Origin of the sequence: Blautia sp. NSJ-140 (assembly GCF_022868965.1) — a bacterium.
Classification (GTDB): Bacteria; Bacillota; Clostridia; order Lachnospirales; family Lachnospiraceae; genus Blautia_A.
This window is the reverse complement of record NZ_JALIFS010000007.1, coordinates 182,579-197,633: the sequence shown is the minus strand read 5'-3', so window position 1 is coordinate 197,633 and position 15,055 is coordinate 182,579. Positions and strand designations below refer to the sequence as shown.

Genomic DNA, 15,055 nt, shown 5'->3' with positions numbered 1-15,055 from the left:
ATCTGGAAAGTGCGTTCCGGAAGTTTTTTCGGGAACCAGCCTGCGGATTTCCACGTTATAAATCAAAGAAGCATGCAAGAAATTCATATACGACCAATGCACTAAACGGAAATATCCTTCTGCTCTACATTTACCTGTAACTCCCGGCATTCTGCGATGGAAGGTATCCTGCAAAGGAGATTCCTGAAAGAGCAGAACTGAGTTTGAATAATAGCATGGCGATGCTGTTATTTAAACGATGCCACATTTGAAGAAAGGTATATTTCTACCAATGATCATCTGATCTTTCCTCTGACGCACTGTTATCAAAAATATATTTTGCCAATTCGTGCACCATTGTAAGTCCCTTATCATTTAGATCTGTTGCCTGCCCCATATAAAAAGCAACGGCACTTGCCACATCATCACTTGTAATATCAGAAGCTGGCTTATCAGGCAATGCATCTCGGATTGTCTTTATGGATTCGGCTGTAGCAACAGTACTTGTAAGTTCTTTGTTCTGCATACTGGATTTTATATCACGCAATATGGATACGAATTGATTCTTGATTTTTTCGATATCTGCTTCGTTGGCTCCTAATTTCTGCCAATTTAAAAACTGTTTATCTTTTATAATTTCCGTTCATTTCTCAGGGCGGATTATGAAAATCTGCAACGTCTGGTAGATCGTATTCCACCGAAAATACTGGAATTGGCAAAAAGAGGTCAGTTAAGCCATTCAGACCGTGAATGATAAAATTATTTTAAAGTGGACAGACACGAAAACTGTCCACTTTTTATATGATAATGATAGAAAATTTAACAGGATGTGATAGCCTTGCGTAAACCAACGTATTATCTCTGGCGCAGTGACTTCTCCTCACAGGAAGAATTTGAAGCTGAACGTAAGAAATATACGGATAGTGGTTTCCGGGTTGTCACATTTCTGGATGGAAACTCGGATGCCGATATTCACAATGGTATCAAAGCAATGGTTAGAAATCACTGGAATGATATATCATGATTTCAACAAACTGGAATCTTACTTTGTAACTATGACTTTTCCTTCAGAATCTAGAAGAGGTGTAATACCAGCCCCGTATCCAGATTTCCAACAAAGATAATTAACTCCAGTCTCCTTATCTACAAGAATTTGGCGAACCCCTTCATCCTTAAGCGAACTTCCATCTCTAAATATAGTTTCAAATCTTTCTTCTTTTTTTGCCATGTTTATTCCTCCTAGTTAAGCGTTAAACTTCGATTTTGTATCCTTTTATAACGGTTGCATCATCTCAAGAATGATTCCATCCGGGTCTCTGAAATAAAACGCTCTGCTTTCCCCAAATCCATCTGCCCTGAAATCAAAATACTGCGGTTCAGACAAGCACTCCACATGATTTTCGATAAGGGTTTTGTATACAGAATCAATGTCATCCGTGTAAAAGCATACTTCTGAGATAGATGTCGTAAACAAGTCTGATTGTTCTTTATGGATTTTGCTGTCTACAAACTGAATCAATTCAACCGGTGATGCTTCAAGAACCTTCGAACCATTCAAATATGCAACCCTTGCTTTACAATTTTCCTTACGGAACATTTTATCTGTCTCTTCGCCTTCCATAAAGATTTCGCCCTGAAATTCAAGTTCAAGAATATCTCTGTAGAAAGCAATCGAGCGATCCAAATCAGAAACAATTAATCCAACGTGATAAATTCTTCCAACCATATTTTCCCCTCCAATAATTTCTTTATTTCACCAAGCTTGAATTGTTCTATTTCTTCATCTTTTTAATATCCTGATACAGCCCATATCCCAGAAACAGGATTCCAATAATAAATGCAACACCAGCCGCTACTGGTAAAAAAGGCCCTACATATTCAAGACCTGCTGCAAATAAAGTGGCATCCCAAGAAACTACTCCACTCATAAATATTGCAGCAGAAATATATCGTGCAGAAATTAAAATTGCTGACATGAAGCAGAAAATAGCACCTACAATTTTGTTTTCCATTTAAATCACCTCCAAATCCCGATTGTCTTAATTTTATAAACTTGAAGTTATTGCTGTCAATCACAATATTTTTTCATTAGCATGAGCATAATAAATCCTTTTGGGATTATAGTTCATAACAAGGTTCCAATCGCTTTTTAATTTACTATTACCTTCATAAGCATCAAGATATTCGATAGGTTCTAAATCTCCCACCAAACAAATCCCATTATCTAAAATCAAGGATATGCTATCTTTACTATGGCTTGGAGTAGATATGATTTCTCCCTCAATACCTATGTTTTTAAGAAATTCCCGACTATCTTTGCAGTCGATAATTACAGAATTATCAATGTTGATTGGCTCATACTCTAATCGCTTATCTCTTCTGAAAATCTCGTCTGCAAAATGAATATATGACTTCTGTATATTGATTAGAAGAAGTTTTACTCCTTGTTTCATCAGCTCGCTTATTAAACCAATATGGTCAGGATGGTAGTGTGTTGCCAAAACATAAGAAATATCACTAATTTTAATGCTGTGTTCTTTAATTGCTTTATAAAATACCGGCAATGTTCCCACAAAATCGGTATCAATAAGCAAACCGCCACTTATTCCTTGAATAAAGAAAGTGTTGGTATTGCCGTATCTTAACTTACTTATCACAAAACCACCTCCTCAACTACCGATTTTACGCTTTCTTAATCGGATGTCTAATTACAGTTTTCCATTTTTCCGGGGCAACCTTTCTTGCATCAGACATATAAATCTCGTGGTGCAATCTATCTTTGTTAATATCATTCACATACCCATTTTGTTCTACATAAGTATCCATAAGAGCAACGGTTGCTGGCTCATCATCAAAAGAACCTATGTGCATAATTTGGACGCATAATCCTTCATCAATCGTAAGATACTCTGCGGATGAACAATCGAGTTTCTTCTTTTTGGTTGCTGTTTCTACCGCCCAGTCAAAATCGGCTTTAGAAATGAAATCAGGCAGACGAATGACAGAAATCCAGTTAAAAGCAGATTTATTTGTATAATCTACACCCTCGACATCATCCTGCCACCAAAAGCCTTCCAATGGAGGAACAACATATTCAAAAAAGCCTTCAATTTTATAATCGGTCTTGTAACTCATTTTTAATGTGTATGCAACAGCATATAAAACACTAATCGCTTGTTGATATGCACCGCCTTCTTCGTTTGGATTGCCTTTACCTCTGACTGCAATGTAATTAGCCTTCGGGACATTTACAATCTCTGGTTTTTTCTTCGGCATATAAAATTCTTTATATTCTTTCTTAAAATCAAAAGCCATAACTACCTCCGTCAAATTTCCAAAATCTAATCAAGCGGATATTCGCAATCCGCTTTGCTACTTGCTCATAACTTATCAGAAGGAGCTTGCACTCATCCTGATACAAGCAAGTCCCCACCCACTGCTTATTTCTTTTCGCAATTGAAGCAGGAGACTTACTTGATTCGGTTAAATATTTCCTTAAAATCATATCAAATCTCACATGTTTTCGCAATCTATCATCAATATCAAATATTTCATGATTTTAAATGCCTTCAATTTGACTATATACTTTTTCTTACCCATAATATATAACGATATTACATAATGCATAGTATTTAAATTTACATTAATGAAAGGGGCAGCTATGAATGCAGGATATGTCCGTCTCTCCAGAGACGATGATAAGAAAAATTACGTTTCCATAGAAAATCAGAAGCTGATCATCAGTCAATATGCCGATGATCATGGAGTAAAAATTGACCGCTGGTATGAAGACGATGGAATTTCCGGCTATATTTTTGACAGACCTGGATTTCAGCAGATGATGGCAGATCTGGATCAAGAGATTGATACCGTATACGTTAAAGACTTCTCCCGTCTTGGCAGACATAATGCAAAGGTTCTTTTGCTTCTGGATGAGTTCCAGGAGCGTGGCAAACACTTGATTGTCATTGATGACAACTATGATTCCATGGATTCCAGTGATGACACCATTGGTATTAAAACATGGTTTAATGAAAGGTATGTGAAAGACACCAGTAAAAAGATCAAACGTGCCATCGGAGCCCGGCAAAAAGAAGGAACTTTGATCACCAGACCACCGTTTGGGTACCGTCGCAATACAGAAGATAAAACGATTTTGGAGATTGTGGCAAAAGAAGCGGAATATATCAGAAAGATTTATGATTTATACCTTTCCGGTTCCGGTTATCGAAAAATCGCTACGTATCTGACAGAGCAGAATGCACCGACTCCTTCTATGATACAGCGGGAACGTGAAATCGAAGAAGGAAGATTATCCAAAAGGCAGGTCGCTTCCAAATGGTCGGATGCCATGATAAAAGAAATCCTGGATAATGATTTTTATATTGGCACATTCCGACTGAAAAAGCGTGCAAGGAATACTGTTCATGGAAAGGACAAACGTGTCCCGAAGGAAGAACAGTGTATTTTCGAGAATCATCACCCGGCGATTATTGACAAAGCTACCTTTTCACTGGTGCAGGAATTAAAGGAAAAACGTAACCGCACGAATTATCGTGGAAGCCGTGGACAGTGGCTTGGTTCGGAGATTCCCAATCCCTTTGGAAGCTGTCTGTATTGTAAGGACTGTGGCAGCCGTCTTACACCAATTAAGCGTCAGACATCCAGCAGGGAACGAAAATATTATATCTGTACGACATATAACACCAAAGGCAGGCGTTATTGCTCCAAGGCTCATCTGATCGAAGAAGATGATTTAATGGAAGATGTTCTGACTTATATCAAACTATGCAGAAATGCTCTCAGTGAAGTCATTGCTACCTATGATTTGAAAGATTTTGAAGCAGAAAAGAAAACAGTCGAAGAAAAACGACAGGAACTGCATAGGGAAATCGGTGATCGAAAGAATCAACTGAAAGTTTTACTTACACAAAAAGTAAAAGATCTGGCGGTTTCCAATGGAAATGAAGATTTAATTAGTGAGACTTACGATTCCATGCAGAATGATTTGTTTGCTCAGATTCATGGTCTGGAAATGCAGTTAAAGGAACTGGATGAAGCAGCAATCGAAACGCCGGATGTAAAAGATAAATTACGGAATGCTCTTGATGTAGTAGATAAGATCATTGCCGGGGGAACGCTTGATCGCAGAGATATTGAACTTCTCATAGAAAAAATTGTGGTGGATGAGGGCGGAATGCCGGAAATTACTTTAAAGTATGGACTATCCAATCTGATTCATTATAGTCCTGCCGATGAAATGAACCGCAGAGAAAATACGATAATTGCTATCGTAATGAAGCTGATCGCTGAGGATGAGCGTGGCTACACATCTGCCAAGTATCTGTCTGAGCACATCACAGATCTTGGATTCAAAAAGACAAAGCAGAGTATTCTGCCCTATATTGAACTGGCGAAAAGTCTTGGGATTCTGGAATCCACAGAAAACTCGCTGAAGCCGTACAGAATCGTAAAATCAAAAGAAGAAATTACGGCGCTTGTCAAAGACTATCTGCCGGATACGTCAGATATCTCAGCAGAAACCACCGCAAAACAACTATCGGATAAATATTTACATTGTAATACAGGCGACAGGTGGAATGCCGGAAATGGTATTTGAATATATACTGAAGAAAAACAGCATTGATCCGCAAAAGGATCTGATCATTGACCAGAGTATTGATTTCGGTTCCACGGCAGCAGCCTTTACAGGTGATGATTCAGCGGCATATACAGTAGAATTCGAACCATCTGCAACTATTCTGGAAAAAGAAGGAGCGGGCTATGTAGTGGCATCTCTCGGAGAGGCATCCGGATATGTACCATATACATCCTACAGTGCAAAAGCAAGCTACATGAAAGAAAATCCTGAGATCATCCAGAAATTTACCGATGCACTTCAGAAGGGAATGGACTATGTGCAGAGTCATACGCCAGAGGAAATCGCGGAAGTGATCGCACCGCAGTTCAAAGAAACAGATCTTGAAACCATTACTGCCATTGTAAAACGTTATTATGACCAGGACACATGGAAAGAGAATCTCATCTTTGAAAAAGACAGCTTTGAGCTTCTGCAGGATATCCTGGAAGATGCAGGGGAGTTGACGGATCGTGCGGCGTATGAAGATCTGGTGCAGACGGAGTATGCACGGAAAGCATGTGAAAGTTAAAAAGTTTAAAATACATGGGAAAAACCTGCGGATTTTATAAAAACCGCAGGTTTTTGTACGTAACAAAGAAGGAATAAGAAAAAGAGAATGTCAGAATATGCTATTGAGTGACTGAAAATATTAGATAAAAAGTTCCAAAATAGTATTTAATAAATGGATGAAAATGATTCGTTAAACATAAATGGTGTAAATAAATTTAAAATAATTCAAAAAAAGTTTAAATGAGGTCAAATGAAATATAATAAAGATATGGTAAAAATACACAAAAAATATCAAATAAAATTATAAAAAATATAGAAAAGATAAAATGCAGTTGAAAATTACTAAACAATATGCTATCTTTTACTTAACAAAAAACGAGACGTGCTAAACGGAAAACTAAACAAAATTCATGGAAAAGTTTAAAGGAGGACATGGTATGAATTTTAAAAAGGTAATGGCAGCAGCACTTGCAGGAACAATGGTATTCGGAATGGCTTCTTCTGTAAGTGCAGCAACAGAGGTTTCATTCTGGACACTGAGCACAAGACAGAATGCGGTTGAACCGATCGTAGAGGCATTCAACGAAGCAAACCCGGATATTAAAGTAACAGCTTCTTTCTATGACACAGATGGAATCAAGGATGCCTGCAAAGTAGCAGCTTCTTCAGATACACTTCCAAGTATGTGGTTTAACTGGGGCGGCAGTCTTGGAAGCTTCTATGAGGAGAATGGAAAGACATATGATCTTACACAGTATGCGAAAGATAACGGATGGAACGACAAATTTACAGAATCTTCTTTAAATCTCTGTACATTTGAAAACAAGCTTTCCGGATATCCGACAAGCTACAATGCACTTGGTGTTTACTATAATAAACAGATCTTTGAAGATAACGGAATCGAAGTTCCTACTACATTCGAGGATTTCGAAGCAGCTCTTAAGACTCTGAAAGATAACGGAGTTACACCAATGGATACAGCCGGACTTAACGGATGGCATGTAATGAGATGGTTTGAGCTTCTTGTTGAGCACTATGCAGGTGCTGAGCTTCATGACAAGCTGAACACATTTGAGGAGAGCTGGAACTGCGATGCAGTAGTACAGGCTTTTGAGAAATATAAAGAGTGGGTTGACGCAGGATACTTCCCGGATGGTTTCCTTACACTTGATCCGAACGATACCATCATGGCAATGGGTACAGGAGAGTGTGCAATGGATCTCCAGGGACAGTGGTATGACGGACAGTTCATCCAGAATGATCTTGATCCTAACAATTATGGTGTATTTGCATTCCCGTCAGGTGATGACAACCGTATGTCTGCTTTCGCAGAGATGACACAGTTCAATGCTAATCTTTCTGATGAAGAACTTGATGCATGCGTGAAGTTCATGGATTACTATCAGAGTGATGAGAATGTTGCAGAGTATGGTGAGTACTATAACGTACCGCTTCCTGTACAGGGCGCTGAAGCTCCGGCTGAGCAGGTCAACGTAAACGGTATGCTTGAAACATCTAATGAGAACGGTACATTCACGATCACTGATCAGGCATTCCCGACAGAGGTTGCAGATGTTCTCTTTAATGCACAGGATGCAGTTGCAAACGGCGAGATGACACCGGAAGATGCAGCAGCTAATATCCAGAAGGCAATTGAGGAATATCAGGCTAAATAATCATAAAAGCATAACGGGGCGGCCAGAGCGCAGGCTTTGGCCGCTTTTTTCAGTAAAAATGGAGGTGATCCGGAATGAAGAAAAAAAGAAAAGTTGATTTTGGGGCATATGCGTTTCTGATACCGGCAGCAGTGATCTACCTTTCCGTAATTGTGGTACCGGTATTTTACTCACTGTTTATCAGTATGTTTAAATGGAACGGTGTTGCTGAGAAGGAGTTTGTAGGTCTGTCAAACTATGTTAATCTTTTTACAAATGATGCAACATTTATGATCGCGTTGAAGAATAACCTGGTCTGGATCGTACTTACGATTGTACTTCTGATGACGGTTTCTCTTGGCTTTGCGGTCATTCTTAACAAACAGTTCCGCGGACGTACCGTGTTCCGTGCATTTTTCTATTTTCCCTGCGTTATCGCACCAATCGCGGTAGCGATCATCTGGAGATGGATCTACAATCCGAACATCGGATTTATCAATCAGTTTTTCAAGGTACTTGGGATTAATTTCAAACAGACCTGGATCTCTGATCCGAAGGTGAGCCTGTATGCAATCTTTGCGGCAGCACTGTGGCAGGGGATCGGCCAGCCGATGATCCTTTTCCTGGCAGGTCTTCAGGCAGTATCCCCGGATGTCCTTGAGGCAGCAACCATTGATGGTGCAGGTCCGGTCCGTAAATTCTTCAGTGTTACCGTACCGCTTATGAAAGAAACCTTTGTCATGGTTCTTGCAACACTGATCGTAGCAGCTATGAAGGTTTTCGATATTGTACAGGGTCTTACAGGAGGCGGTCCAAACAACTCTACACAGGTTCTGGCAACCTATATGTATTCTCAGACATTCCAGTATAACAATGTAGGTATGGGAACTGCAGTTGCCTGTGTCATGGTAGTCATGATGCTTGTGGTGATCATTCCGTATGTTTCCTTCACGGCAAAAGAAAAGTAGGAGGTGCAGACAATGGACGGAAAAACAAAAAAAATCACAAAAAAAATATTGCTGTACGTACTTCTGATAATTTTGGCACTGATCTGGATCGTTCCGATCTTTACATTGGTCGCAACAGCATTGAAACACAAAAAGGATTTTATGAGCGGACTGAGTCTGTTCCAGCTTCCTGCTGAAATTGCCTGGGATAACTTTACCAATGCCATTACAAAGGGAAATCTTTTTACTTATATGAAGAATGATCTGATCATTTCCTGCCTGAAGGTACCGCTTGGTATTTTTGTAGGTGCTATGGCTTCCTTTGCACTGACAAGACTGAATATCAAGCACCGTATAGGTATCTTCGTATTTTTCCTTATTGGTATGATGCTTCCGATGCAGACAGCACTGGTACCGATCAACATCATCTACAGCAAATTAAATCTTCTGAATACATATTTCGGATTATTTTATGTTTATATCGGATTTGGTATTTCCTACTGTATCCTGATCATGCGAGGATTTATGCTGGGAATTCCGAAAGATATTGATGAGGCTGCATGTATCGACGGATGTAATAAGTGGCAGCTTTTTTACAAGATCATCCTGCCGATCGCAAAACCGGCGATCGCAACACTGTTTATCACAGATTTCCTTTCCACATGGAATGAGTATCTTCTGGCCAGCGTTATCATCAACGACAATGCCATGAAAACAGTACCGGTTGGTATTATGACATTTGTAGGCGAGCACGGAACGGACTATGGCTATCTGTGTGCAGGTGTGCTGGTTTCCGTTATCCCGGTTATGGTAGTATACCTGATCTTCCAGAGATATTTCGTGGAAGGTATGGCCGGAGCAGTTAAATCATGATATTTGATGCAGACTGCTGCATGGCGGTATCGTGAACAGCAGCCTGCGCGTGAATACAGAAAGAAAGAGGGCGACTTATGAGTACTTGTAAATATACAGGATCCGTAGAAAAATGGGGAACCTTTGAAGCAGAAATGTCAGGCAGACATGAGGGAAATCCGTTTACGGATTATACAATTCAGGGAACCTTTAAGGGCAAGGAAGAAACAAAAACCGTAGACGGTTTCTATGATGGAGACGGAATCTACCGCGTACGTTTTATGCCATCTTTTGAAGGTGATTATACATTTGAGATCAAAGGAAGCTTTTCTGATGAAGTGTATACAGGTGCATTTCATGTAACACCGGCAGCAGAGGGCAATCACGGACCGGTCCGTGTATCCTACACCTATCATATGGCATATGAAGATGGAAAACCTTATTATTCCATCGGAACAACATGCTATGTGTGGGAACTTCAGAGCGAGGAGCTTCAGAAACAGACACTGGAGACACTGGCAGACAGTGCATTTAATAAGATCCGTTTCTGTGTATTCCCGAAACATTATGACTACAACCTGAATGAGCCGATCAGCTATCCATATGAAGGAACTCCGATGGACAGCTCTGTACTGACATCTGAGAATTTTCTGGAATATGTTGGCTGTGCAGAAGGCAATGATTTTGATCACAAGAGATTTAATGTAAAACATTTCCAGCACATTGATGACTGTATAAAGAAGCTGATGGACCTTGGAATCCAGGCTGACATCATTGTGATGCATCCATATGACAGATGGGGCTTCAGTGAGATGAGTGCAGAGTGTGATGATCTTTACTGGAAATATCTCATTGCCAGGGTAAGTGCATACAGAAACGTATGGTGGTCACTTGCCAATGAGTACGATCTTTTCCCGAAAAAGACAACAGAGGACTGGGAGCGTTACGCAGCTATTATCCAGGAAAAAGATGTATACAATCATCTTCGTTCCATTCACAATTGCAAGAGTTTCTATGATTATACAAGACCGTGGATCACTCACTGCAGCATTCAGAGACAGGATCTTTACAAGTCCGCCGAGATGGTAAATGAGTGGCGGATCCGTTACAAAAAACCGGTAGTTCTGGATGAGATCGCATATGAAGGAAATATTCAGCATGGATGGGGAAATATCAGTGGAAAAGAAATGACAAGACGTTTCTGGGAAGCATTCTGTCGGGGAGCATATCCGGGACACGGAGAAACCTATATGAATGATGAGGGAATTCTCTGGTGGTCTCATGGCGGCAAGCTTCACGGAGAAAGCCCCGAGAGATTTAAATTCCTCCAGAAAATTATGGAAGAAACTCCGGCGCCGGGTCTTCGTCCACTGGAAAATCAGTGGGATGAGGTTGGTGCAGCAGTAGATAATAGTCTTCAGGATATTAAATATTATATTTTCTATTATAGCTTCATGCGTCCGTCATTCCGCGAGTATCATATTGATGATGAGACAGAATTTGAGGTAGAAGTAATTGATACCTGGAATATGACGATCGAGAAGAAAGGAATCTTTAAAGGCAAGTTTCGGATCGACCTGCCGGGAAGAGAATATATGGCTGTACGTGTACGTGAGGTCAAATGATCATTTTTGCGGGGAGCTGCCTGTGAGCGGCTTCCCGCTTTGTGTTGACAGTGCAGAAGAAAATGTTTAAAATCAAGGAGAGAATGTTTAGTAAGAGGGAGCGGCATGAAGATTAAAGCAGCGGATATAGCAAGAAATCTTAATCTTTCCAAGGCAACTGTATCTCTGGTTTTGAACAACAAGCCAGGGGTCAGTGAAAAGACCAGACGGAAGGTTTTCGATTATATAGAAGAAGTTACCGGAGAACCGGAAAAACAAAAAGAAGAAAAAGATAAACAGAATCAGGAATTGGAAAATAAAAATATCATCAAGGTGCTTTATATTGACAATCATCTCAGGTTCCTCAAAAATTTTGAATTGGATGTATGCCCGGATAGTCTGACGATATTTGAACAGGAAGCCAGAAGAATGGGCTGTATCATCAGTGTGACTTATGCTTCTTCCACAAAAAAAGAAGACGTGGAGCGCGTAGTGCGTGAGGCCAATGAGGAAAATGTGGCAGGTGTGATCTTGTATGCAACAGAGATGCAGCCGGATCAGTTTCCACCGTTTCGGGCGATCCGAAAGCCAATGGTGATTTATGATAATGATCTTGGAAATGAATATCATTGCGTTACCTTCGGTGGAGTGGAAGGAATCAGAGATTGTGTGGATTATCTGGTTTCCAGAGGATGCCGGAATATCAAATATATGGCCAACACCCAGGATATCTTTAATTTCCAGCAAAGGCGTGCAGGATTCCGTGCAGGACTTCGGAAGAATGGCCTGCCGCTGGAGAAAGAGTCTATTTACTCGCTGGGAGAAACTACCAGTGAGGTATGTGAGGCAACACTGAAATATCTGGATACTCATGAATTGCCGGATGCCTTTATCATGGAAAATTATCAGATATCCATTGGAGTGATGCGTGCGTTACGGCAGAAGAAAATTTCGGTTCCGGAAGACATTTCTCTTCTGGGTGTGGATGAGATCCCGGACTATCTTACCGGAGATATCCTTCTTACCACACTTCGGATGGAGCATCTGGAACGTGCGCATGTAGCCATGCTTTTCCTGGAACAGGAGATGAAGGGGGCGATTTCCTGTAAATTCAAATCGTTTTCTACCTGTAAGATCATTCCAGGGCAGACGGTCAAATAAAATGAAAATACAGATGAGGAGAAAATAAAATGTTATTTTTTGTAAACGATTACTGTGAGGGAGCTCATCCGGCGATCCTCCAAAAGCTTCTGGAAACCAATATGGAGAAGCTTTCCGGCTATGGCACAGACAAATACTGTGATTCTGCAAAAGAGAAGATCCGTAAGGCCTGTGGCTGCCCGGATGCTGAGGTGCTTTTCCTGGTGGGAGGAACCCAGACCAATGCCACGGTCATAGGTTCTGTCCTGAACCGTTATGAAGGTGTTCTTGCGGCGCAGACCGGACACGTAAGCTGTCATGAGGCTGGAGCGATCGAGTATACAGGACATAAGGTACTGACACTTCCGGCAGAAAACGGAAAGATCAAAGCAGAAAGTATCACAGATTATGTGGAAACTTTTTACGGGGATGAAAGTCACGACCATATGGTATTTCCGGGAATGGTTTATATTTCCCATCCGACAGAGTACGGAACACTTTATACGAAGAAAGAGCTGGAGGAAATTTCCGAGGTATGCCATAAATACGAGCTTCCGCTATTTCTGGACGGAGCAAGACTTGGTTACGGTCTGGTAAGTCCGGAAGCAGATGTGACACTTGAGGATATCGCCAGATGTACAGATATGTTCTACATCGGCGGAACCAAGGTAGGAGCACTTTGCGGTGAGGCAGTGGTCTTTACGAAAAAAGCTCCGAAGCACATTATGACTATGGTGAAACAGCAGGGAGCCCTTCTGGCAAAAGGCCGTCTTCTGGGAATCCAGTTTGACACACTGTTTACCGATGATCTGTATACAAGGATCAGCAAAAATGCTATTGAAACAGCTATGAAGCTGAAAAAAGCCCTTCAGGAAAAAGGATATCAGCTTTTCTTGGATTCTCCCACGAACCAGCAGTTTGTAGTTCTGGAAAATAAAAAGAAAGAAGAACTGGGCAAAGAAGTTCAGTTTGATTTCTGGGAAAAATATGATGAAGATCATACAGTGATCCGTTTTGCCACAAGCTGGGGAACAAAAATGGAAGATATTGATGCGCTGATCGAGCTGCTGTAGGGCGCTCGGCAGATGATAAAAGAAATGAGATGGAAAAACTCCGTAAGGTCCGGGTGAATGCAGGCCTCACGGAGTTTTTGTTTTCGGAAATTATAACTTTTTACCCTTCTCAGCAGCTGCGGTAAGCGCTTCAAATACGGCACTGCGGAAGCCACTCTTTTCCAGGGTGCGGACACCTTCAATGGTAGTTCCTGCCGGTGAGCAGACCATGTCTTTCAGGTCTCCCGGGTGTCTGCCGGTTTCCAGAACCATTTTTGCACTGCCGAGAACAGTCTGGGAAGCAAATTTATAAGCCTGCTTACGAGGCATTCCCTGGCTGACAGCAGCATCTGCCATGGCTTCGATAAACATAAACACATAAGCCGGTGCACAGCCGCCTACAGCGCCTGCGGCGTCCATCAGACGCTCCGGTATCACTTCGGTACAGCCAAAGCTGTCTGTGATCTTAAGGATTTCTGCCAGTTCGTCTTCCGAAACCCGGTCATTGGAACATACAGCAGTCATTCCGGCCCCAACCTGTGCAGGAGTATTAGGCATAAAACGAACAACCTTCAGAGGAAGACCGGCTTTTTCTTCCAGCCATGCAAGCGTCTTGCCGGGAGCGATTCCGATGATGGTGTGCTCTGTCGTGAGGCTGTCGTGGATCTCCGTGAGAACTTCTTCATAAAACTGCGGCTTTACTGCAAGAACGACAGTTTTTGCAGATCTGACTATTTCATTGTTATCCAGAGTGGTGACAACACCAAGAGTTTTTTTACTGCGCGCTCTGCCTTCTTCTGTAAGGTTGGAAACAATGATCTCGTCCTTTGAAAAGATTCCATGACGGAGAATACCGCCGATCATGGCAGAGGCCATATTTCCACATCCGATAAATCCAATCTTCATAAACAAAAACCCTCCTTAAAATTTTATAAAAAAAGACACGCCTGACTGCGTGCCCTCTTTGGCAATGAAAGCAGATAACGGGAATCGAACCCGCCTCCTCAGCTTGGGAAGCTGATGTTCTACCGATGAACTATATCTGCCTGCATTACTAATTATAACACCTGAAATAAGAAATACAAGTGCGATTTCCGATTCGTTTGGCGATCAATCTACGTTACTGAGAACGGAGTGAACAGTAATCAGTCTGCCAGCCCTGGCTCATGGTACTGTTATGATATCTGGTAGAATAAGTCACATCTTCTCCGAACCAGTCCGGCGCAGTGTAGGCATTGGCGGCTTCCTCTGTAGGAAATTCAACCTCAGCCAGAAGAACTCCCTCGTATTCTCCGTGGAACACATCCAGCTCAATAAAAAGTCCGTCTTTTTCCGGGATCACATAGCGGTCCTTTGTAATGAGGATACCGTCTGCTTTAGGCTTCAGATGCTCATAGGCTTCAGCGGTGAGCGGAAGATTATATTCTTCACGGCTCATGAGACCTTTGGATTTGTAAGTAAGAAAATAGTCATCATCCTGCCGGCGGATGCGGACAACAGGGGAAGTGCAAAGATACCCCTGCTCAATCCGGTGGCAGGGATAGGAAGCCAGATCCTGCGGAAGGTCATCCTTCCGGATCAGAAATTTACGTTCAATCTCCATAATAAAAAACCTCCGGGTTTGTGAAATGAAAAGATATTATGTTCAGTCTACAGGAAAAAAACAGGATTTGCA

General features: G+C 41.4%; 16 protein-coding genes, 1 tRNA gene and 1 pseudogene. 9 read left to right on the top strand and 9 right to left on the bottom strand.

The features are described 5' to 3' along the window. Positions 1 to 265 precede the first annotated feature (265 nt). On the bottom strand, positions 266 to 505 hold the full coding sequence (locus MUB50_RS10330; RefSeq protein WP_173753780.1) for a hypothetical protein: 240 nt from the start codon (positions 503 to 505) through the stop codon (positions 266 to 268). Between the two features lie 303 nt (positions 506 to 808). Between MUB50_RS10330 and MUB50_RS10325 the strand changes: the two genes are divergently transcribed. Continuing rightward, positions 809 to 1,003 carry a hypothetical protein gene (locus tag MUB50_RS10325; protein WP_118625085.1) on the top strand — a complete coding sequence of 65 codons (195 nt, stop codon included), beginning with the start codon at positions 809 to 811 and terminating at the stop codon, positions 1,001 to 1,003. An 18-nt stretch (positions 1,004 to 1,021) separates the two neighbouring features. Here the strand turns inward: MUB50_RS10325 and MUB50_RS10320 are convergent, their stop codons facing one another. The 5 genes from MUB50_RS10320 to MUB50_RS10300 are packed head-to-tail and all read right to left on the bottom strand — an operon-like array spanning position 1,022 to position 3,294. Then, complete coding sequence (locus MUB50_RS10320; protein ID WP_118512934.1) at positions 1,022 to 1,207, bottom strand: DUF6440 family protein; 186 nt, start codon at positions 1,205 to 1,207, stop codon at positions 1,022 to 1,024. A gap of 45 nt (positions 1,208 to 1,252) precedes the next feature. Then, entirely contained in the window at positions 1,253 to 1,705 is a 453-nt protein-coding gene (locus MUB50_RS10315; RefSeq protein ID WP_173753778.1) for a VOC family protein, read from the bottom strand. Between the two features lie 46 nt (positions 1,706 to 1,751). After that, complete coding sequence (locus MUB50_RS10310; RefSeq protein ID WP_118512932.1) at positions 1,752 to 1,991, bottom strand: hypothetical protein; 240 nt, start codon at positions 1,989 to 1,991, stop codon at positions 1,752 to 1,754. A 60-nt stretch (positions 1,992 to 2,051) separates the two neighbouring features. Next, a complete protein-coding gene (locus MUB50_RS10305) occupies positions 2,052 to 2,636 on the bottom strand; it encodes an MBL fold metallo-hydrolase (RefSeq protein ID WP_118512931.1) in 585 nt (194 codons plus the stop codon). Positions 2,637 to 2,661: 25 nt separating this feature from the next. Continuing rightward, the gene (locus MUB50_RS10300) at positions 2,662 to 3,294 is read right to left on the bottom strand and encodes a GyrI-like domain-containing protein (RefSeq protein ID WP_244790697.1); all 633 of its coding nucleotides are present in this window, start codon (positions 3,292 to 3,294) and stop codon (positions 2,662 to 2,664) included. Positions 3,295 to 3,640: 346 nt separating this feature from the next. On the opposite strand from MUB50_RS10300, the gene MUB50_RS10295 reads away from it, so the two are divergent. From MUB50_RS10295 to MUB50_RS10260, 8 genes and pseudogenes are all read left to right on the top strand, one after another. Then, positions 3,641 to 5,599: a recombinase family protein gene (locus tag MUB50_RS10295; RefSeq protein WP_244790695.1), complete on the top strand. Its 1,959-nt coding sequence runs from the start codon at positions 3,641 to 3,643 to the stop codon at positions 5,597 to 5,599. After that, positions 5,574 to 6,149, top strand: a pseudogene (locus MUB50_RS10290) (ABC transporter substrate-binding protein); the annotation flags it as partial. The gene MUB50_RS10295 and the pseudogene MUB50_RS10290, both read left to right, overlap by 26 nt. A gap of 418 nt (positions 6,150 to 6,567) precedes the next feature. Continuing rightward, on the top strand, positions 6,568 to 7,806 hold the full coding sequence (locus MUB50_RS10285) for an ABC transporter substrate-binding protein (protein ID WP_244790693.1): 1,239 nt from the start codon (positions 6,568 to 6,570) through the stop codon (positions 7,804 to 7,806). A 74-nt stretch (positions 7,807 to 7,880) separates the two neighbouring features. Further along, positions 7,881 to 8,753, top strand: a complete 873-nt coding sequence (locus MUB50_RS10280; protein ID WP_118512928.1) for a carbohydrate ABC transporter permease — start codon at positions 7,881 to 7,883, stop codon at positions 8,751 to 8,753. Positions 8,754 to 8,765: 12 nt separating this feature from the next. Beyond that, complete coding sequence (locus tag MUB50_RS10275) at positions 8,766 to 9,605, top strand: carbohydrate ABC transporter permease (RefSeq protein WP_118512927.1); 840 nt, start codon at positions 8,766 to 8,768, stop codon at positions 9,603 to 9,605. 77 nt (positions 9,606 to 9,682) lie between these two features. Further along, positions 9,683 to 11,209, top strand: a complete 1,527-nt coding sequence (locus MUB50_RS10270; RefSeq protein ID WP_244790691.1) for a DUF5605 domain-containing protein — start codon at positions 9,683 to 9,685, stop codon at positions 11,207 to 11,209. 105 nt (positions 11,210 to 11,314) lie between these two features. Further along, on the top strand, positions 11,315 to 12,349 hold the full coding sequence (locus MUB50_RS10265; RefSeq protein ID WP_118512925.1) for a LacI family DNA-binding transcriptional regulator: 1,035 nt from the start codon (positions 11,315 to 11,317) through the stop codon (positions 12,347 to 12,349). Between the two features lie 29 nt (positions 12,350 to 12,378). Continuing rightward, positions 12,379 to 13,401 (top strand): threonine aldolase family protein, encoded by a 1,023-nt coding sequence (locus tag MUB50_RS10260; protein WP_244790689.1) that lies wholly within the window; start codon positions 12,379 to 12,381, stop codon positions 13,399 to 13,401. 90 nt (positions 13,402 to 13,491) lie between these two features. Here MUB50_RS10260 and proC read toward each other — a convergent pair whose 3' ends face one another. From proC to MUB50_RS10245, 3 genes are all read right to left on the bottom strand, one after another. Beyond that, the gene (proC, locus tag MUB50_RS10255) at positions 13,492 to 14,286 is read right to left on the bottom strand and encodes a pyrroline-5-carboxylate reductase (protein WP_244790687.1); all 795 of its coding nucleotides are present in this window, start codon (positions 14,284 to 14,286) and stop codon (positions 13,492 to 13,494) included. 69 nt (positions 14,287 to 14,355) lie between these two features. Continuing rightward, positions 14,356 to 14,426 (bottom strand) — tRNA-Gly (locus MUB50_RS10250). 74 nt (positions 14,427 to 14,500) lie between these two features. Then, the gene (locus MUB50_RS10245) at positions 14,501 to 14,983 is read right to left on the bottom strand and encodes a CYTH domain-containing protein (RefSeq protein WP_118625069.1); all 483 of its coding nucleotides are present in this window, start codon (positions 14,981 to 14,983) and stop codon (positions 14,501 to 14,503) included. Between the last annotated feature and the right edge of the window lie 72 nt (positions 14,984 to 15,055).